The 19,944-nt window shown below is 42.0% G+C and carries 17 protein-coding genes, 4 tRNA genes and 1 pseudogene; 15 read left to right on the forward strand and 7 right to left on the reverse strand.

What is annotated here, in order from left to right; translation table 11 throughout:
• The 3 genes and pseudogenes from IQQ51_RS26635 to IQQ51_RS04255 form a co-directional block, all read left to right on the forward strand.
• A pseudogene (locus IQQ51_RS26635) lies at positions 1-258 on the forward strand (hypothetical protein); the annotation flags it as partial.
• Positions 239-688 (forward strand): energy transducer TonB, encoded by a 450-nt coding sequence (locus IQQ51_RS04250; protein WP_322632735.1) that lies wholly within the window; start codon positions 239-241, stop codon positions 686-688. The pseudogene IQQ51_RS26635 and the gene IQQ51_RS04250, both read left to right, overlap by 20 nt.
• Before the next feature lie 104 nt (positions 689-792).
• Positions 793-1,581 (forward strand): lipase family protein, encoded by a 789-nt coding sequence (locus IQQ51_RS04255; protein WP_193840461.1) that lies wholly within the window; start codon positions 793-795, stop codon positions 1,579-1,581.
• Positions 1,582-1,670: 89 nt separating this feature from the next.
• Here the strand turns inward: IQQ51_RS04255 and IQQ51_RS04260 are convergent, their stop codons facing one another.
• From IQQ51_RS04260 to IQQ51_RS04290, 7 genes are all read right to left on the reverse strand, one after another.
• Positions 1,671-3,536 carry a methyl-accepting chemotaxis protein gene (locus IQQ51_RS04260; RefSeq protein WP_193840477.1) on the reverse strand — a complete coding sequence of 622 codons (1,866 nt, stop codon included), beginning with the start codon at positions 3,534-3,536 and terminating at the stop codon, positions 1,671-1,673.
• A 327-nt stretch (positions 3,537-3,863) separates the two neighbouring features.
• A tRNA-Cys gene (locus IQQ51_RS04265) sits at positions 3,864-3,937 on the reverse strand.
• 64 nt (positions 3,938-4,001) lie between these two features.
• Positions 4,002-4,088: transfer RNA gene (locus IQQ51_RS04270), tRNA-Leu, on the reverse strand.
• 80 nt (positions 4,089-4,168) lie between these two features.
• Positions 4,169-4,244, reverse strand: a tRNA-Gly gene (locus IQQ51_RS04275).
• Positions 4,245-4,290: 46 nt separating this feature from the next.
• Positions 4,291-4,364 (reverse strand) — tRNA-Cys (locus tag IQQ51_RS04280).
• 199 nt (positions 4,365-4,563) lie between these two features.
• The gene (gene viaA / locus IQQ51_RS04285; RefSeq protein WP_017070584.1) at positions 4,564-6,009 is read right to left on the reverse strand and encodes an ATPase RavA stimulator ViaA; all 1,446 of its coding nucleotides are present in this window, start codon (positions 6,007-6,009) and stop codon (positions 4,564-4,566) included.
• 11 nt (positions 6,010-6,020) lie between these two features.
• Complete coding sequence (locus IQQ51_RS04290) at positions 6,021-7,676, reverse strand: ATPase RavA domain-containing protein (protein WP_193840462.1); 1,656 nt, start codon at positions 7,674-7,676, stop codon at positions 6,021-6,023.
• A 288-nt stretch (positions 7,677-7,964) separates the two neighbouring features.
• Here IQQ51_RS04290 and IQQ51_RS04295 point away from each other — a divergent pair, with 288 nt between their 5' ends.
• From IQQ51_RS04295 to IQQ51_RS04350, 12 genes are all read left to right on the forward strand, one after another.
• Positions 7,965-8,480 (forward strand): NUDIX hydrolase, encoded by a 516-nt coding sequence (locus IQQ51_RS04295; protein ID WP_193840463.1) that lies wholly within the window; start codon positions 7,965-7,967, stop codon positions 8,478-8,480.
• 39 nt (positions 8,481-8,519) lie between these two features.
• Positions 8,520-9,524 (forward strand): low-specificity L-threonine aldolase, encoded by a 1,005-nt coding sequence (gene ltaE, locus IQQ51_RS04300; RefSeq protein ID WP_048613482.1) that lies wholly within the window; start codon positions 8,520-8,522, stop codon positions 9,522-9,524.
• Between the two features lie 779 nt (positions 9,525-10,303).
• Positions 10,304-10,828 (forward strand): hypothetical protein, encoded by a 525-nt coding sequence (locus tag IQQ51_RS04305; RefSeq protein ID WP_193840464.1) that lies wholly within the window; start codon positions 10,304-10,306, stop codon positions 10,826-10,828.
• Positions 10,829-10,905: 77 nt separating this feature from the next.
• The gene (locus IQQ51_RS04310) at positions 10,906-11,403 is read left to right on the forward strand and encodes a hypothetical protein (protein WP_048615316.1); all 498 of its coding nucleotides are present in this window, start codon (positions 10,906-10,908) and stop codon (positions 11,401-11,403) included.
• A 113-nt stretch (positions 11,404-11,516) separates the two neighbouring features.
• Positions 11,517-12,242 carry a molecular chaperone gene (locus IQQ51_RS04315; protein WP_048613484.1) on the forward strand — a complete coding sequence of 242 codons (726 nt, stop codon included), beginning with the start codon at positions 11,517-11,519 and terminating at the stop codon, positions 12,240-12,242.
• 2 nt (positions 12,243-12,244) lie between these two features.
• Entirely contained in the window at positions 12,245-12,931 is a 687-nt protein-coding gene (locus IQQ51_RS04320; RefSeq protein ID WP_193840465.1) for a molecular chaperone, read from the forward strand.
• Entirely contained in the window at positions 12,915-15,407 is a 2,493-nt protein-coding gene (locus IQQ51_RS04325; protein WP_416222598.1) for a fimbria/pilus outer membrane usher protein, read from the forward strand. The genes IQQ51_RS04320 and IQQ51_RS04325 overlap by 17 nt, the downstream gene beginning before the upstream one ends.
• Entirely contained in the window at positions 15,397-16,278 is an 882-nt protein-coding gene (locus IQQ51_RS04330) for a hypothetical protein (protein ID WP_193840466.1), read from the forward strand. Before IQQ51_RS04325 ends, IQQ51_RS04330 begins: the two co-directional genes overlap by 11 nt.
• A gap of 95 nt (positions 16,279-16,373) precedes the next feature.
• The gene (locus IQQ51_RS04335; protein WP_048613491.1) at positions 16,374-17,063 is read left to right on the forward strand and encodes a helix-turn-helix domain-containing protein; all 690 of its coding nucleotides are present in this window, start codon (positions 16,374-16,376) and stop codon (positions 17,061-17,063) included.
• A 338-nt stretch (positions 17,064-17,401) separates the two neighbouring features.
• On the forward strand, positions 17,402-17,716 hold the full coding sequence (locus IQQ51_RS04340; protein WP_193840467.1) for a c-type cytochrome: 315 nt from the start codon (positions 17,402-17,404) through the stop codon (positions 17,714-17,716).
• Between the two features lie 379 nt (positions 17,717-18,095).
• On the forward strand, positions 18,096-19,304 hold the full coding sequence (locus IQQ51_RS04345; protein ID WP_193840468.1) for a tyrosine-type recombinase/integrase: 1,209 nt from the start codon (positions 18,096-18,098) through the stop codon (positions 19,302-19,304).
• A 359-nt stretch (positions 19,305-19,663) separates the two neighbouring features.
• On the forward strand, positions 19,664-19,933 hold the full coding sequence (locus IQQ51_RS04350) for a transposase (RefSeq protein WP_193840469.1): 270 nt from the start codon (positions 19,664-19,666) through the stop codon (positions 19,931-19,933).
• Positions 19,934-19,944 lie beyond the last annotated feature (11 nt).

A 19,944-nucleotide genomic window follows, 5' to 3' on the forward strand; every position in this document is an offset into this window, starting at 1 on the left:
ATACAACCAATCGTCAAACCAAAACCTGTGAAAGAGCAACCAAAGTTTGTTGAGGTTGAGAAAGCAAACGCGCTTTCATCAGCAATAAACCAAGAGACTAAGCCGGAAAAAGAGACGAAAACTAAACCCGAGGAGCCAAAACAGATTGCGAAAACGCCTGTACCACCTAAAAGTCGCCCAGAGCCCCCCATTGTCAAAAAGACAAAACCTAAAGTCGCCCCCCCAAAAAAAGGCGATTGTGAAACCTGTTCCGATTGAGAAACCGAGTCCAATCAGTGATGACTTCAAAGACCATCAACAAATCGTGCAAACAGCAAAATCTCAACCTAGTTTAATGGCTGAAAATAGCCAGCAGCAAGCGAGCGCGCTTCAGGTTGGACAACTTTCTGAAGCGGGAAAAGCGGCTAAAATTAATTGGCAGCAAGCACTTCATGCGCATCTTGAGCGAGAAAAGCGTTACCCCAGAAAAGCGAAGCGTATGAAGATGAAAGGCATGCCTGTTATCAAGTTTACAATGGATCGCCAAGGTAATGTGATTGACGTCGTGTTGGTTAAAAGTTCGGGTACCCTTTCGTTAGACAACGAAGCTGTCGACCTTGTTTACCGCGCTCAACCATTGATTAAACCCCCGACGAGCATAACTGGTACACGCTTAAGCCTTACTCTTCCCATCAACTTTAGCTTTTGAGGCTTATTTCGGTTTCTCTATAATGAATCAAGCATGTGTGTTTTCATGTGCATTTCACATTCAACGACTAGAGTTTCAAGTAACTCTTATTAAGAAGTAAACATGTGAAACCACTAAAACGATATCAATATGAGCGCTATGCCGTTCTTTGTAACCTCGCCTACCCTAGAGTTTTTAAACAAACTCGCTATGGTTTTGACCCTAATGGACAACGCATCATCAAGAACCAGTTTGGCAAAACCATGATTCGAGTGTTGTGGAGTAGCGACAAAGATGAAGTGGTTGTGGTTATCAAAGGATCGCACAGTATCTCAGATTGGCTACTGACCTTTGCTCTATGGACAAGAAGCTGTAAGAGGATTGGGCTCAATTATCGTGTGCATGCAGGCTTCTACCATCTGATGTTTCAAGAGAGCCAGCCAAGCCGTAATGAAGATAAACTTGGCTTAACCGTTATTGATCGCTTGGAAACCACGCTCACACCTCTCATCGAACAAGGCAAAAGAGTGTCTATTACTGGCCACTCTTCCGGAGGCGCGATCGGTTGTGTCTTCGCTGATTACTTTGATCAGAAGTACCCAGGCTGTATAAAGCGAATAGTGACCTTTGGCCAACCCGCCATTGGTGACTGGAGCTTTCGAAAGCACTATCGCATGAGTAAGAAGACCTACCGAATTTGCTGTGATATCGACATCGTGACCTTCATGCCACCAGTTCCTTTGCTCTATTGGCATGTAGGCAAAGTGCTTTGGCTTTATAACGGACGAATCTATGAGAACACCCCAACCTTAATCCGCCTCGGTCGCTCTATCTTTAGTTGGCTGATAAGACCTTTCTCTTACCACTTAATGAGCAAGTATATCCGTAACAAAGATTTCTTTGATAAGCATTAAACATACGTTCAATCCAATAAACAAAGAGCACAGGTTTATTACAGCCTGTGCTCTTTAATTTCTAACCTATATTACTGGTTGTTGATCGATTAAAGCTTGAATCGAGACAATTCCTGCTTCAGATCATTAGCTAAGTGGCTGAGCTGAACAGCTTGCGAAACAGCATCTGTCGCGTCGAGCGCCATAACGTCACTCACTTCACGCACCGACTCTGTATTGGCATTAATTTCCGCTGTAACCAATGACTGCTCTTCAGCAGCAGACGCAATTTGAGTCGCCATATCGCTGATCATCTGAATCGCTTCTCGGATCTGAGCCAAGCTTTCTCCGGCCATATCCACGTCATGTACGCTTGTCTTTGCCATGTCATGACTTTGTGTCATCACCTTAACAGCACCATTGGTTGCTTGTTGTAAGCGCTTGATCTTGTCTTCGATTTCTTCTGTAGATGCGTGCGTACGTTGTGAAAGTACGCGAACCTCGTCGGCAACCACCGCAAAGCCACGCCCTTGCTCACCAGCCCTTGCCGCTTCAATTGCAGCATTTAACGCAAGCAAGTTAGTTTGTTCAGCTATTTCACGAATTGTCGCTAAGATAGAAGCGATTTGTTGACCGTGTTCTTCAAGTTCACTGATGATAGACACGGCGCTTGTTAACTCCGTTGCTAGCTCGTTGATCGATGATTGACTCTTGGCCATCTGTTGGAAGCCTTGCTCGCTCAATTCAACCGAGTGAGTTGCACTTTTGGCTGTGTTGTCAGCGTTAGCGGCAATTTCAGATGTCGCTGTCGCCATTTCAGTCACTGCCGTTGCAACCATAGTGATTTCGTCTTGCTGCCTGCTTACGCTATCACTGCGTTTTAATGCGCTGCTATTCGCGTGCTCTGCACCATTGTTCATTGCCGTTGAGACTTGAGTGACGTTGGTCATCATTCCATGAAGTCGGTCTACAAACACATTGAACTTATCGGCCAGTTGCCCGACTTCGTCATTGCTTGATACTTGAAGACGCTGAGTTAAGTCACCTTCCCCTTCTGCGATATCTGCGAGCGCTTCACTTACTCGTCCTAACTCCACCAGCTGTCGAGCGACAAACCAAGACGTTGCTGCCGCCATCACGATCAATACAATCAAACCAGTTGTGATTTGGCTTACCAACATATCGAACAGTGGTTGCTCCAATACCTCTTTATCCATTTCAATAACAAGAAGCCAGTCGGTGCCCTTGATTGGCTCCGCCATAATCACTCGTTCATTACCATCAACGTGAGTAAAGATCGTCGTTAGATTCTGCGCAGCGCTGTTTAAACCAGAAACACTGAGTTCGGGTGCAATCTCATTAACTTGTTTAAGAATCGATTCTTTGTTCTGGTGAGCAACGACGGTCCCTTGCTTATCAATCAAAATCGCGCGACCGTTTCCTGGAACTTCGATAGCCAGTACATCTTCGATCAGTTTATCCAATGCTAGGTTAGATGCCACCACGCCAATAATTGAACCATTCTCGGTGACAGGATCGGTGAGTGTTACCACTAACGCTTGCATCGTGACGCTAACGTATGGCTTTGTTGTGACGGCTTTATTCTGAGCTAAAGTCTCTTTGTACCAACCTCGAACTCTTGGGTCGTAGCCTGCTTTATTTAACGAAGGATCATGGCGGAACATCTCCCCCTCTTTATTACCGTAATAACTCAATCCAAAGCCACCAGATACAAGGGTTTGACGCAAATGAGGAACAATATCTAATGATGGGTTTAGTTGAACTTGCTGCTTAAGCCCGTGTACTGCTTGTTTCTTGTCATGGAACCAATCACTGATCCCTTTTGCATGTGCATGCAGCGTGTTGCGGCTTTCGCTTTCTATCGCTTGCCAACTGTTACTTTGAAAAGTTTTGTAACCCATGAAAAGAAGGATGGCAGATGTCACTGCAATCGCCAAAACTACAGAGAAAACCATCTTCCTCTTTAGACTAAATTGCATATTAAGAACCTCTTATCGAATAATTAAAGAAATATAAAGAGGAACACTATCACCCGTAGCCATGTTTTAATTAGGGTTATCCCAAAAAACGATGAAACAAATTGAGCATTATGTTTAATTGTGATTTTGATTTATTTATTGATTTATCAACGACAACGGAATCGGTGACTTGTTTGAAACTAACCTAGTTATGAAAAGATATGAATTGGGAGGACGATTGCTTGAGAGAAGAGATACTGAACTCAAAGATGGTAAAGCCAGAAACGAAAAAACCAGCCACTAGGACTGGTTTTTTCTGAATGATGGAGGCGCCTCCCGGAGTCGAACCGAGGTCCACGGATTTGCAATCCGCTGCATAGCCACTCTGCCAAGGCGCCTTCAATAGTGTTTTAAGAGAACAACTCTTTTGATTAATACCAAGCGAGGTAATAATCAAATAGATGGTGCCCCGGGCCGGACTTGAACCGGCACAACGCGAACGTCGAGGGATTTTAAATCCCTTGTGTCTACCAATTCCACCACCAGGGCACGCAATTCTTTATTGCGATGCCGATTACTGAAAAGTAAAACACCATCTTAATGTCGAAATGAATCAACACTACAAAATTTGGAGCGATACATCGGGTTCGAACCGATGACCTCAACCTTGGCAAGGTTGCGCTCTACCAACTGAGCTAGTATCGCATTTTCATTCTTAATATCTCTTAACTTATCAAGCTAAGAAAAAGAATGGAGGCGCCTCCCGGAGTCGAACCGAGGTCCACGGATTTGCAATCCGCTGCATAGCCACTCTGCCAAGGCGCCTTTTTAATTCAACACGTTAGGGACTTAAGTAAGCAGCACCGCTGTGTTCGGGTGCCTACTTTACGGATTGAGGGGAGATAGTCAAACAAAAAAGTGAATTTAAATTCCGTTTGCTGACATTTAAATCAAATTGCTGCATGTTCGATCTCTTCTATCAAAAAACACACAGCAAAATGGATTTAAATTAGATGTTCTAGCGCTACCACTTCTTCATGAAACGACCGACAAGACTCGGATGATACGCCCAGCAGTGGTCAAACATCGTCATAAGTTGAGGGTTACCATACTTAGAAAGACTAACCGCATGAAAACGGTTTTTGTGTTCTTTCAGCTTTTCAACCTGAGCAATCATTTCGTCAGATTGTTTAGGTGCAATAAAGTCAGAAAGTACGATTAAATCGGCATTCTTGTATTTATCACCCGTCATCAAGTCAATCGACTTCATAAGAACAGGCTCTAAATCCGTACCGCCGTGAAATGAGTAACTTAAGAAGTCGCTCGCTTCACGTAGGCCATCCTGCCTTGTTAACTCATAGGTAATCTGCTCAGAAGAGAACAGAATCACGTAACAGTCTCTCTCTTCCGCAAGAGCAATTTGCATTAAGGCATAAGCCATAGCTTTAGCTGACTGCTCGGGGAAGCCACTCATAGAGCCCGAAGCGTCCACACAAACGATAAACGGACCCTTTTCAATATCGATGTTCTTGCTATCTGGTTTTTGCGCTTTCACTTTGCGTAACGTGCGTGATTTACCTTGCGAGCGATAGCTCAGTAAGCGCTTGTCGGCCAAGTGCTTGTAAAAGATAACCTCAAGTTCAGGATAAGCTAGGAACATGGTTTCGTTTGGCAGCATTTTGTTCAGGTCATCACTTTCATGAATCCCTACAATATCATCGACGGCTTCATCACTTTTCTCTTCAACCATCTGCAATTCTTCTACAGGGGCTTTGTGTAGCGAAGGGTCATCTTCCTCACCAGCCATACGACCTAGCTTTTCAGCGATCTCTTGCAAGCCCTTGTGCTTGTTCAAGAACTCCGCATGACGTTTCATGATGGTAAGGTCTGTTTTGCTTAATTTGGCAGAAGCCATGTCCCACAAGCGCCCTACACTGCCTTCATCACCCGACTCAGTCACTTTGTCCATGTTTTTCATGGTTTCCATGCGCTGATAAAGATCGGCTAAGACTTTTTCTTTGCTTGTTTCAAGTTCGGTTACTTGAGCTTGCTTAATCGCATCAGAAAGTGATTGGTACCATTGGTCACAAAAGTAGTGTGGAAACATCGCGTTATAAACGCCCTTGTTGTTCTCCATAAGGCGTCGAGCTTGTAGATAAAACGCTGAGTGCCACTCGAGCTTCTTTATAACACTGTCTATCTCATCAAAGAACTGAGGTTCATCCCAGTAAATCACTTCTTGATAAAGGGCGATTTCCTCTTGGAATCGATCAGTTTCACACACCTTAGTAACGCGTTTTTTAACTTTACCGCGCCATTTAACTAAGTGGTTTTTCACTGATGTTTTCACACCTTTGTTCTCAGCAGCCATCATGACTTGAGAACGAGCGATGAGATCATTCATCGCGGTATCAATGATTCCTGAGTCAGCTACCATCAAAGCGAGGTTTAAGCCGTCAGCTCCTAACATATGCTCTCCTCTTACTCGAAGTACTGGCTCATAAACTTAATACGCTGAGCGATCTTGGCACTCTTCACTTTCGTGGTTTCAAGTTCTTGCGTTACCGATTGCAAACTTGCTTCCATCGCTTTTGGTAAATCAGGGTCAATATAGTTATGAGGTAATGCATCATGGAATTCAGTACGAACGCGTTTTAACTTGAATTCAGCTTCAGTTAACTGTTCTAAGGCTTTCTCAGCGCCACTCAACCACTTGTTGTACAGTTCTTGGTCTAAGCCGTCAGTAGTAACCACACTCACCAATACAGAGCGATTGGCGATGTCTTTAATCACTAATTGGTTTGATGCATCCAAATCGAGTTTTAAACGGCACAGGTTTTTGTTTTCGTTTACGTAACCGTAAATATCCCCGTGCCCTTCTTTAAGCACACGATCAAAATCGTCTTTGGCTACGTATACCCAACGGCTATCGCCTTTCTCAGATTCAGAAACCGACATGTTGCTTTGCAGCATAACCAGTTTCACTAGATTGTAAGCACTGCCCACGCTGTACATTTTCGCGTTCTTGATGTCATTCTGATAAACGTCTTTACGCAACAAGCCACTGGTTGACTCCATAGAAAGCGACACAGACAACGTTGATTCAACATCGTCTTGAATCTCTTCTAACTCTTCACGAGACATTTCAATTTGAGCTTTTGACTCTTGTTGATCAAACGCTCGGTTCAATGCAAAGTCTTTCACCACGCTACGAACCACATCACGAGACTCTGGGCTATGCCACAAACAATCTTGCAGAAGCATGATATCCAACGGGTTCACGCTATCGCGACCACTGAAGAACGCACTCGCTTTCAATAGTTTAACGGCCTTCTTCCAGCGTCTGTCTGATACATACAATTCTGACTCTGAAGCAGAGCCTTGCTTCTTAACCGTCTCTTCAAGCATGGTTTTTAGTTCAAACAACTTATCAAACGAATTGTCTGTCAGTTCCAGCTTATCGAGCTCTTTCTGCCATTGATGATATTCAATATCCGTAATTGCCAAACCTTTTGGAATTACCGCTTCTTGAGAAGTACCCGTTGTCAGCATCGATTTGAAGTTTTGTTTGTTTTGAATACGGTTTACGAACACACGTACCAACATACGGTCATAAAGTGCTTCCAAACCGCTGTCTTCATCTGGAAGTTCGTTGGATGCCGACACGAGTAGACGCATCGGTACACGTTCAATATCGCTGCCGTTTTTGAAAGTCTTTTCGTTAACGACAGTAAGTAGTGTGTTTAGGATTGCAGGGCCGGCTTTCCAGATCTCATCGAGGAAGACGACTTGTGCGGTTGGTAGGTAACCCTCGGTCAGTCTTACGTAACGACCGTTGTCTTTTAATTCTTGGATACTTAGTGGGCCGAACACTTCCTCGGGAGTAGAGAAACGAGTCATCAAATATTCGAAGTAACTACTGTTGTCAAAAGCCTGAATGAGACGTTTAGCGATAAGGCTTTTTGCGATGCCCGGAGGGCCTAATAGAAACACACTTTCACCAGCCAAAGCAGCCAGTAAACAAAGTTTAATCGTGTCTTCTCTTTCATAGACACCATCAGAGAGAGCATGCGCTAATTTATTGATTCTTTCAGAGAGTAGCGCCTTGTCAGCATGTGAAGAAATAGAAGGGTTCATGCGTTACTCCGAAAATCTTTGAACAGTTGAGAGTGTAGAATTGTTTTTATACATTTGTTAGCACTTTGTTACAAGTGTATTTTATTATTGAGTTGCATTTATATCAGATGGTTACGTCGGTAATTTTGGCGCAATCATAGATTCCAATTATGAGAGTAACATCACGAACGGCGTGAAACTAAATCTATTGCGAAACCTAATTTTTCTTTTATTTTCGACACCATAGACGTTATGGTGGTGCACGTCTTCCGTTATACGAAAAATTGGCAAGGAATGTGGCCAGACTGCATGAGTAAAGTTATCCATAAATGGAAAAGTATTTCTCTCATAGAAGAGAACGTGACGCTCCCTACGAACGTCGTGGTAAAACATACAACAATCAATCACCCTGGCGCGGCAGTTATTCTTCCTATCACTTCGTCTGGAAAAATCATCCTCATTAACCAGTTCCGCCCTTCTCTAAAGAAATGGCTTTTGGAACTACCCGCAGGCACGATGGAAATAGATGAGACACCTCTTCAATGTGCCCAACGCGAACTGGAAGAAGAAACAGGTTACAGTGCAACTTATTTTCAAAGCTTAGGGCAAGTCACCCCTTTGGCTGGATTCTGTGATGAGATACAACACCTGTTTGTCGCAAAAGACTTAAGCCTCACTACCCGCTTTGAATGCGATGAAGATGAAGTAATAGAAGTGATCGAACTGAATTTAGAAGAACTGCACGATAAAATACGACACGATCAAATCACCGATACCAAAACTATCGCTTGTTTAAGCAAAGCCCAACTATGCGGCCACCTATAGCCAATTATATGGCTACCTAAAGTACTCTAGGAGAGAAACATGGACTTTCGTTCTGATACCGTAACTAAACCTTCGCAAGCTATGCGTGACGCAATGGCAAACGCAGAAGTGGGCGATGATGTTTATGGCGATGACCCAACCGTCAACGAGCTAGAACAGTGGACAGCAAATGAAACGGGCTTTGAAGCGGCAATGTTCACCTCTTCAGGTACACAAGCCAACCTGCTTGGCTTGATGGCGCATTGTGAGCGTGGTGATGAATACCTTTGCGGCCAACAAGCGCACAACTATAAGTACGAAGCTGGCGGCGCTGCGGTCCTTGGTTCTATCCAACCTCAACCAATCGAGAACAACCCAGACGGTACTTTAGACTTTAAAAAGCTTGCCGCAGCAATTAAGCCCGATGACAGCCACTTTGCTCGCACTAAACTTCTTAGTTTAGAAAACACGATCAATGGCAAAGTACTGCCAATGTCTTACCTAGCAGAAGCGCGTGAGTTCGTAAACCAACATGGTTTGCAAATGCACTTAGATGGCGCTCGCGTCTATAACGCCGCCGTGGCATTAGACGTACATATCAAGGAGATCGCTCAACACTTCGATTCTATGACGATTTGCTTATCGAAGGGTTTAGGCGCTCCTATCGGTTCACTACTTCTTGGCAACAAAGAATACATCGCGAAAGCACGTCGACTGCGTAAAATGGTCGGCGGCGGTATGCGCCAAGCAGGTATTCTTGCCGCTGCGGGTAAGATGGCTCTAACAGAGAACGTCACCCAACTTAAAGCAGACCACGAGAACGCAAAAAATCTCGCGATTGGTTTAAGCAAGCTAGAAGGTTTTTCGGTTAACCCTGATTTCATTCAAACTAACATTGTATTTGCTAAGTTAGATGAATCTGTAGATATCAACCGAATCGCTCGCGATCTAGGTGAACAAGGCATTACGATGTCGCCTGGGAATCCTGTTCGATTTGTTACTCATAGAGATATCAGTTCAGAAGACATCGCTACTTTCCTAACTAAGTTGGAAAATGCGCTTTAACTCTTTTAACGAGATTAGCCTCTACCGTAATTAAGACTAAAGCTTCCCTTAAGAAGCTTTAGTCTTTCAATAAATTCCACAGCAAATCATCTTCTCGAAACAGACTAGTTTTCTAATAAGCTCATTAAATTGACTGGAACAGAACGCGATCTCGTTTTGGCCTATGTGCATACCTTCTAAGAATCATCCCCCATATTTCAGCATTCTGTTATCGCTTAAGTTTGACTTGCATTAGTGACGTAGAATATTGAATGGTCGCTAAAGATAAATAACTCAGCTCCAACAGTTTATTTTTTAATCAACACGCATTCGGTAATTAGAAAAAGATTACATCATTCCTAATTATATTTCTGTAAACATCTAATTTTAATTGATAAATTCCCACCAGCCTAGGTAATTACCCCTCCGTTAATAAAAATTTTAATTACTACGATCACCTTGAAAATTAAATTATCAAATTCGCATTTCTTTAATAACATTGTCAATTTTAAGACACCAAAAACAATGGCTCATCGGAAAATTCAATACAAATCATCATCGGTAGACCATAACCCTAATTTTATCAATTAAATAAAAATCCCTCGTCAACCAGAATCTTCAATCAAAAACACCTATCTAATTGAATATAATATTATTATCCAATCATTTAATCTCTTCGGCTCAGATTAAAATCATACTAAAACTCATACTTCTCTTAAATAATAAACTTTTTTTACTACTTCACCATTATTTAAAGCACATATAGTTTTCACAGTTAAGCAACAAGTTACATTCAACCGTTGAGAGGTGAAATTATGGTTAGAGTATTTAGGAACTTTCATAACTTCACCGTCTCCGTATTAACTTTTAGCCTATCGCTTTCATCCTACGCCAATGCTAATAGCTTAACGTTAGGAATTAGCGGTCAGATCAAAGATCGATGCGAAATAAACTTTTTTTCTGGCAACATTATGAATTTTACGGAACACCGTGATGTGCAATCGTTGCCTTTTAATATCTATTGTAACCGTCCGTTGGGTATAACGATCAACTCAAAACATGGAGGCTTAAAATATCAACATCAAGGGGTTGATATTATTGAGAGTTACAATTTGTCATTACAAATAGACGAAATTCGTGTTTATGAAAGTAGGCACAGCAGTCAACTTACTTCACCAGTAATGATAGACAGTTCTGGTGTTATTCCGTTCTCTCAACATGGGAGTCTTAGGGTAGCACTCGAAAATAGCTTGCGCTTCGCAGGTTATTATCAAGACGTTATTGAGATCGAAGTTTACCCTTCGATTCATAGCGTGACAAAGTAAAAACTCTGCAATGTATCTGCAGAACAACATACGCTCAGCAGTATTCGAGCCAATCATTTAAGATAAAGGAATTTCTAATGAAAAAGCTAACACTCTACGCAGCAACAGTCACAGCTATTTTTGGTGCTCAAGTCCAAGCCGCTCCTGGTGATGTCCAGTTAGTTGGATTTGTTTCACCTGTATGTGAGGTTACTGGTCTTTCAACGCAACTGATGGACTTTGGTAACGTATCTCAAATTCAAAACCTTTCTGTTAGTGGCCTTAACATGAAGTGTAATGACGTCGATGGTGCAACGGTGACACTGACAAGTGCTGAAGGTGGTCTAGAGTCAGACGACAGCGAAGACTACGCTCTTACATACGATGCGACATTTAATCCTTCAGGCTTAGCTCCGTTCACGCTTAATGCACCAGGGGGCCCAGGTCTAAACGACGTTTCAGTCAGTAACTCTTATGCCGGTTCTGGCGCATTAGCGACAGGTGTTACTGCATCCATTGATATTGTAACGACAGAAACCTCCCCATGGGCAGGTGGTTACTCAGATACATTGACCGTAAATATCACCTCGAATTAGAGGCTAACAAGTCGGGGGCTTTTGTTTAGCCTCCGACTTAATCTCAGTCTCAGTCTCAGTCTCAGTCTCAGTCTCAGTCTCAACGACATAAGTTTAATTTGGAGCTCTTCGCTATGTATAAATGGATCATGCATAAATGGATCGTTCTTTTCCTATTGTCATTCACTTGTTTGTCCGCTCATGCGTTCAAAGTAGAACCGATGTCTATGGAAATGACACCGCTTGGCAAAAGAGCTCAAATGACCATGAGGGTTGAGAATTCATCTCAAGAACCACTCACGGTTGAGCTTTCTCCGGTCTACATGACAATGGACAAATATGGCAAAGAGACCACCACTCCTGCGGATGACGAGTTACTAGTGATTCCAGTGACCGCAATAATAGAACCTGGACGATCGCAATCCATTATGGTGCGGTATTTGGGCGATCCTTCAATCACAGAATCTAAGGCGTATCGCATTGCTGTTAAGCAAGTAAAAGTTCAAAGAGCGAGCAGTAATCAAGGGCAAGTAAGTCTTTTACTTCAGTTTAATACGCTTATCAACGTGCGACCTCAGAACACGGCTTCTCAGCTAGAAGTCAAAAGTATTGAACAAAATGACAAAAGGAATAAATGGGTTCTTGAAGTACTTAACAGTGGCAATAGTTATGGTCGATTAACCAATACAACATGGAAAATATCTGATGGTAAAAATTCAACCTATTTAAAGGGTGTAGAAATCGCAAAACGAATTCCGGGAACTTTGGTCCTTCCCTACTCCACGCGTTTTTTTGAAATGCAGCCTCTTAAAAATTATGACGTAAACACCCTATCGATTGAAATAGAGCAGGATCAATAGTAATGAGACGTTATATTTGGGGAGCGCTCATTTCTTGCTTTCTGTGTGCACAAGCGTTTGGCATAACACTGTTTCCAACCGTCATCGAGCTCAACACCGATCACCGGGCAGCATCTCAACTGGTTGTGACTAACAACTCAACACAAGCTCTCCCACTTGAAGCTAACGTTCGTCGTTTGAACTTCTTATCAGATGGCACGTTCGAGACATCTGATCTAGCGAGTGAAGAGATGTTTGTGTTTCCACCAGCCGCGATGTTAGCCCCCGGAGAACGTCAAGTATTCCGTATACAATGGTTGGGAAACAGAACACTAGAAACCTCTCAGAGCTATTTCATTCGTTTCAGTACGGTAAATATTGGCCAGAACAACGCGAGAATAGATAAACCCATCGGTTTAGCAACCGGTATCAATTTACAAGTCCACTACAATGCGTTGTTGCACATTCACTCATCCTCGTTAGAACCTGACGTGAAATTGCACGTAGATAAACAAGGCAAGCTAACACTTACTAATTCAGGGTCACGATTTACCTATACATCGTTACTTCATTTTGCGGGGCTCGAATCTCATAGCCAAAAAGTACATGCGGCTTTAGGTGAGCAATTTATTCCACCACACTCCACTATTACTTTCCCTTCTTATTTAAATTACTTACCAATGGGCACTTACCATGGGCATGAAAACTGAAACCCATCACAAGATGTGGCAAGTTTTGTATGTCTTGGGGTTAGTACTTTTTTATTGTGCCGCCTTAAGCCCTGCAGCTTGGGGCCAGGAAATGGTCTTGAATCCAACAGGGCGAGATATTCAACTTACCTCTTTGCTAAGGATAAGTGACACCATACTGGGGGAAGCGGACATTATCATTACCGCAAACAACGAGATCTTGTTACCGAAAGAAAGTACGCTTTCTCTCCTTTCTTCCGTCGTAACTCAAGAAGGTATTCGGAAACTCAATGACACGACAGACGATGAGATGCTGTCTCAGCATCATTTTGAGAGCGTAGGATTAAATCTGAGTTTCGATTTCTCGTCATTAGAATGCATCGTGACAGTACCGCCTGAATTTAGCTTAACCCAACAACTTTCTATGAACGGCGCAGATGATTTTTATAACTATGCCGAACCAACTTTATTAAGTGGATACGTTAACTTTGCTCTTTCAGCCAATGAGACCCAATATGTGGATCAAAATTCGTCAAGGCAAGATCTCTATCGCGGTCAATTCGACTCAGCACTTAACATTGGTTTTCTAAACTTTGAGTACGAATCCTATTTAGAAAACAGCTCATCACAAGATTCGCGATACGTAAGAGAAGGAACTCGTCTTAATATTGACTTTGCAGAACAAGGCACACGACTTGTCCTCGGCGATATGTACAACAGTGGTCAATCTTTTCAGGACAGTACCGACATACTTGGTATTGGGTTAACGCGAGATTTCACACTCATTCCAACCAAAAATGCGCGACCACGAGCCAATCAATCATTCACCCTTCAAAGGGCTTCAAATGTCGATGTCTATATAGATGGGATCGCAGTCCAACGATTAACCCTAGGCGCTGGTAGCTATAACCTTAGTGATATTCCCCTGGCACAAGGCAGCAATGATATTGTACTCGTCATCACCGACCGCTCCGGGAATGAAGAACGCATCGAGTTTTCTATTGCTACCGGTAACGACTTGCTCAATAGCGGTGAGTTTGAATATAGCATCATGTATGGAGCACCTTCTGAATTACAAAATGGACAACTAGAGTACATAACCGACGAGCGTATTTTCCATGGTTATATTGATGTGGGTATTAGCCCTTGGTTAACGTTGGGTACGAACTTTCAAACCCGTGAAGATCTTTATCAATATGGTGCCACCGCGTTACTCGCTTCTACATGGGGCGTCACTGAACTCACTGCTTCTCGTAGCGAACACCCTACATTTGGAACTGGCGACGCTTACAAATTTGCGTTCGATGCAGAGTTTTCCAATACGAACACGCTGTCCCCACAACTGAGTTTTAGTTATGAATATCTGGCCAACAGTTTTACTGGGGTCTCAGGGTTTGATGCTTCCGATATCGATATCAACTTGACCACTCATTATGTCTCTGCATTCAGCTCCATTTACCTTGGTCAGTCTTTACGTGCCGCCATGACCCTCAATTACAGGTCCGGAATAGACAAAGAGAACGATTATTGGCTGATTAGCCCGAGTTTATCGGACGGGCTGTTTGATACTCCCGCCACCTGGAGTGCACGCGTTAACTATCGGCATAACGCAAGCGAAGACGATGACATCAGCACGACTGTCACCATAAGTTGGCCTCTTAGTCGACAAACTCGTGTTGTCGGTCGTTACACCACAGAGCTCAATGAGGCCGCCTTAGATTACAGCTATCAGAATAATATTGGTAACACAGGAGGGGTGTCAGCGTTTGCGAGTGTTATTACTAACGAAGAGACGGATGCCGATATGGATGCCGGGATTAACTATACGGCAAACCGTTATGAATTGAATGCGACCCACGCTTCTCGGCTTGAAGAGATTAGTGGTGAAACACGAAACCACAGTACCGACGTAACTATTAGTAGTTCACTTGCTTTTGCAGGTTCATCTGTGGCAGTCGGCAGACCAGTACGCGAAGCATTTGCGATTGCCACCAAACATAAGAGTCTGAAAGAGAATGACGTGGCTATCGATCCCACAAAAGACGGTAAGCACGCACGCGTTTATCTTAAAGGCGATGCAAGTGCTATGGTCCCAGACCTTGTTGCTTACAATGGCCAAGTAATCAGTTACGAGGTCGATAACTTGCCGCCAGGGTATGACTTAGGTGACGGCGCTTTTTGGATTAAGCCGGGTTATAAACGAGGCTTCCAACTCCAGATTGGATCTGATGCTGTATTAACCGTTATTGGCAAGCTATTCGATCGTCAAAGTAACAACCCTATTTCACTTGTCGCTGGTGTAGCACATTACCTTGGTGAGGCAAAACAGTTGCCAATTGACTTCTTTACCAATCGTAACGGTATATTCGCAATCTCAGGTTTAAAGCCGGGGAAATATCAATTGGTACTAGACACTAAAGAACAAGAGTCAGTCATCATTTCCCTCAGTGAACGCAGTGACAATTTGATAAGACTAGGAGATGTATATGTTGAATAAACAAGTACTTTTGGGATCCTTTATCCTTATCGCCATAAACCATCTGCCTTATGCATTTGCGTGTGAAGCTAATGCGTTGACTATTCAACCCGTCTCATCTAAATCGCATTATGATGTTTTCAGCGCAGGCACATTCGCAACAATTAACACTTACCGAATAGATGCGAACATAATTGGCGAACCATGCGAGTTAAGCTTAATTTTGCAGCTTAACGATACCAGTCGCTCGTTAAAAGGGTCGAGCCAAGACAAACTCAACTTTGAGTGGTCAGGGCAGATTGGCATGCCGGTGGCTAATCAATGGCACTTATCATTAACCGATAGCCACCCTTCAGCAACGATACAAATGCGATTTCCGAGCAAGCAATGGTTAGCGTCAGGAACCTATCGAGGGCTTTTAGAAGTTTCGCCTTCTTATACCTCTGATAGTAAACAAGTAGAAATTAGCCCTAGCTCCATCCCGGTATCGGTTAACGTTCCGCCTGCTGCGAAAATTCATTTTTATGGATTAACCCAACAACATTATGACCTTGATCTAGGGACATTATATTCAAACAAGATTATTCGCTCTGCACCTAACCTATGGGTTCAAAGCAATACAGCTTATACCATCGTATTCGAATCATCCCATCAAGGAATGCTACGTCATGAATCTAATGAGACTAAGTGGGATATTCCATACCAACTTTCCCTCGATAGCGACAGAATAAACCTTGAGCAACTGGATGCGAGAATTCAACGTCTTTCCGCAACGATTGGTCAACCTATTCCTTTGAATTTTGTCATTGGTGAAACAGAGAACAAACCAGGAGGGAAATATGACGATACATTACAAATTTCTATTGAACCTCGACTTTCACAGCAACCATAATTATGCAATTATGTAAAAATTAAGCCGCAGAGCTCAATTTTATAAAACACAACGTCATAGAATCAAAGCTTGATTTACCAGGCTCGGGATAAGTTATGCATAGAAATAATTTAAAGCACATGCTCTTAATTGGTGACAACGGTATTAACAACCAGTTTATTCAGCGCGAAATAGAAAAATACAGTGATTTTTCTTTTAGCAGAGAATGTATGACAAGCATTGGGCGCTCGTGTAACCGTAAGACTTTCGATGTCATCCTTATTAGCTACTTACTATTAGCAAATATCGAAGATATCAACATCATTTTATCAAAAATAGAATCAAATAAATGGGTAGTCTACGATGTTCCTGCTGACATTACCGGACAGAGTATTACCGTAATGCAATTATTCAACTTGTTTAATATAAAAGGAATCATCTATCAGGACGCTCCTGTTGATCACCTTACCCGTTGTTTAAAAACAGTGTGTGACGACGATTTGTGGTTACCGAGAAAATTAATGTCACATATTCTATCTAATAGACACGATTACACTTTCAAGTCGAAAGTAATACTATCTAGCCTTACGAAAAGAGAGGTTCAAATATTCAAGCGCGTGATTAGAGGAGATTCAAATTTAGAAATTTCAAACGAACTATTTATTTCAGAAAGTACGGTAAAAACGCACGTATACAATATATATAAAAAAATAAATGTAACAAACCGCAAAGAAGCGATAAGAAAAGCATATTTTATCAATAGTTTAGAGACTATTATACAACCTGATATGAAGCTCAAAGTATAACCACAATACAAAGAGAATAGTAAATTGCAGTTACCAACAAGCACGATGACAGTTGACGAAAGTCCCCTTTCAAAGCTTGGTCCAAGTTCCACCATTAACAAGTTTCTGCTCTGAGATCCAACAACTGCGCATCACAAAAACTTAAGCCTCACGACACGTTTCGGCTCTATCACTCACAGCTTTTCAAAAAGCTTAGCTGCTCCGATTTGCACACGACTTTCCTAACAAAGCTGTAAAAATTCACTCTAAACCATTTGTAATTGCTCATCTAGAGCAAATAGAACTTGAGCTTCCCCTTAAGGTAAGCTTTATAATCATGTTTTTATCGGAGTAAAAACGTGCATTACCCAACCTTCGCTCTAATATCATTAGCTCTTTCCTCTAGCCTTCATGCCTCTGATTTTGGCGATCCTGAACTAGGTAAAGTGAAATCACCAAGCTGCGTTTTTTGTCATAACCCTACCAGTCAGTCGACTGATAACTCCTATCCTAAGCTTTCTGGCCAAGATCCAACCTATCTATTTAACACAATGAAAGCGTATCAAAACGGAGATAGACAAGGTGACTACGCGGATATGATGCGATCACAACTGAGCAAGCTTAACGATCAAGATTTGAAAGACATAGCGGCTTTTTACGCTTCACAAGATTAGCGGCTCCCACTTTCATTAGGTCGATCATAAGCTAAATAAACATCACCAAGTCGCCTATACTTCAAGCAAACTCACTGGCTCGTTGAAGGTCGGGATAGATATACCTTTACACGTATCATCCAACCCTTACAATGTGCAGCAAATATATTTATCAAGGTTTATCTCTATGTCTATTCAATGGTTTCCGGGGCCAATAAACCAACATCCAACAAAGCCTCAAAACACCTAAAAACATAATATAAATCAACGATTTAATATAAATTACCGTCCAGTGTGGTCTTTTAAAATATGAGCACTTCTTAAGTTTTTTGTACCCCACTATGTACCCCATGAAAAGAAACCATTGTATAATGGAGTGAATTATTTATGGGAGATTCACATGCCAAAACAAGCTACTCACCTTACGGATAAGTTCATTCGAAACTGTGAAATAAAATCGAAAGAATACATATTGGCAGATGGTAACGGTTTGAACATTCGCATTAGACCTAATGGGACAAAATCTTGGCAGTTTAGATACAGTGACGCTGTAACCAAAAAAGTAAAGAAAATCTCTTTAAGCTCCTTCCCTACGTTAAAACTAGCCGATGCGAGAAAAATAGCTCAAGAGTACCGTAATCAAGTAGCTAATGGTTTAGATCCAAAACAACAAATAGAACAAGCCAAACAAGAAGCTATTCAGAAAGAAGCCTCAACATTTTTAATCATTGCTGAGCAATGGTTTCAACGAAAAAAGAAAACCATCAGTCAAGCACATGCTGAACGCGTATGGCGAACACTGGAAAAATACATTTTACCAAAACTAAAAAATACACCCATCGAAACTATAACCCGCCGCGATGCTATTGCAATTTTACGCCCTCTCGAAATGAAACAAAAACTATCCACGATTAAACGTCTATGCCAAAGCCTTAATCAAATAATGGAACATGCCGTCGATTGCGATATTATTTCAGCTAACCCTCTAACAAGAATGGTTAAAGCATTCGAAAAGCATGAAGTTGAGCATATGCCAACTATAAGACCCGAGATGCTTAATCAGCTACTTAATCAATTAAAAAATAACCAGCGAATTCAGGATAAGACAAAGCATTTGTTACTGTGGCAACTTCATACGATGACAAGACCAAAAGAAGCTGCTAGAGCTCGCTGGAAAGATATCGATAAAACAAATAGATGCTGGATTATTCCAGCAAAAGAAATGAAAAGAAGAAAAGAACACCGAATCCCTTTAACAACTCAGACCTTAGAAATTCTTGAGAAAATGGCACCTCAAAGTCAAAACAAAGAATTTATTTTTACTAGTGAACGTAATCCTGGTAGCCATATGAGTACATTCACTACCAATGCTGCATTAAAACGTAGCTTAGGCTTTAAAGGTAAGCTTGTCGCTCACGGTTTCCGTTCTATAGCTTCTACAGCTCTACATGAAAACGGTTTCGACACTCTACATATTGAGGCTTGTCTATCTCACTTAGATCAAAATGAAACTCGTGCAAGTTACAATCGTTCGGACTTTTTCGAACAAAGGAAAGAAATCATGCGCTGGTGGAGTGAGTTTATAATAAAAGCAAATAGCAACTACTAAGCAACGTAAGTAATGGTATGGACACACACTCACCCCAAGCAGGCTACATTTTAAGTGTTTAGCTGATTACAAGCCCCCTGTGTCAGCATAGTTGTCGCCTTAGAATTTAATTCCTTACGGAGACAAATATGCCTAAACCCTCAATTAATCTAGAGATCAAAGAACAAGGTCGAACCTGGTTACTTCCACCATACAACTACTCCTTGCGAAGAGTGGCTAACAAACTTAATGTTGGCCATGCGACAGTTCATAAATGGAGAGACCAATAGAAGAAAGAAGGCTTGCTAGACGAAGAAAGATCAAACCAAAAAGACCTTTAAGCAGAGGAAACCTTTGCCATTATCATCGAAACGGCTGTAATGACTGAACATGAACTATCAGCATATTGTAGGGCTAATGGCATTTTTGTCGAACAGGTCAAACAATGGAAAATTGCGTCAATACAAGCACACCAACCTAAGAAAAATCCTTCTAACAAAATAGACTCATCTAACCTAGCGGATAAGAAACAAATCAAGATATTAGAAAAAGAGCTGGCTAGAAAAGAGAAAGCACTTGCCGAAACAGCTGCTCTACTGGTTTTGCGGGAAAAGTTCAATGCCCTCTGGGAAACCAGCGAGGAAGACTGATTCCTATCTCA

It is taken from the genome of Vibrio sp. OPT18 (assembly GCF_015163615.1).
Lineage (GTDB): Bacteria > Pseudomonadota > Gammaproteobacteria > Enterobacterales > Vibrionaceae > Vibrio > Vibrio coralliirubri.

Bases quoted from the DNA above. Each gene is read 5' to 3' on its own strand.
- IQQ51_RS04290 (WP_193840462.1), bottom strand. From the start codon at position 7,676: ATGAACCCTTCTATTTCTTCACATGCTGACAAGGCGCTACTCTCTGAA.
- IQQ51_RS04310 (WP_048615316.1), top strand. From the start codon at position 10,906: ATGAAAAAGCTAACACTCTACGCAGCAACAGTCACAGCTATTTTTGGT.
- IQQ51_RS04350 (WP_193840469.1), top strand. From the start codon at position 19,664: ATGACTGAACATGAACTATCAGCATATTGTAGGGCTAATGGCATTTTT.
- IQQ51_RS04295 (WP_193840463.1), top strand. From the start codon at position 7,965: ATGAGTAAAGTTATCCATAAATGGAAAAGTATTTCTCTCATAGAAGAG.
- IQQ51_RS04335 (WP_048613491.1), top strand. From the start codon at position 16,374: ATGCATAGAAATAATTTAAAGCACATGCTCTTAATTGGTGACAACGGT.
- IQQ51_RS04325 (WP_416222598.1), top strand. From the start codon at position 12,915: ATGGGCATGAAAACTGAAACCCATCACAAGATGTGGCAAGTTTTGTAT.
- IQQ51_RS04315 (WP_048613484.1), top strand. From the start codon at position 11,517: ATGTATAAATGGATCATGCATAAATGGATCGTTCTTTTCCTATTGTCA.
- IQQ51_RS04330 (WP_193840466.1), top strand. From the start codon at position 15,397: ATGTTGAATAAACAAGTACTTTTGGGATCCTTTATCCTTATCGCCATA.
- IQQ51_RS04345 (WP_193840468.1), top strand. From the start codon at position 18,096: ATGCCAAAACAAGCTACTCACCTTACGGATAAGTTCATTCGAAACTGT.
- IQQ51_RS04320 (WP_193840465.1), top strand. From the start codon at position 12,245: ATGAGACGTTATATTTGGGGAGCGCTCATTTCTTGCTTTCTGTGTGCA.
- viaA (WP_017070584.1), bottom strand. From the start codon at position 6,009: ATGTTAGGAGCTGACGGCTTAAACCTCGCTTTGATGGTAGCTGACTCA.
- ltaE (WP_048613482.1), top strand. From the start codon at position 8,520: ATGGACTTTCGTTCTGATACCGTAACTAAACCTTCGCAAGCTATGCGT.
- IQQ51_RS04260 (WP_193840477.1), bottom strand. From the start codon at position 3,536: ATGGTTTTCTCTGTAGTTTTGGCGATTGCAGTGACATCTGCCATCCTT.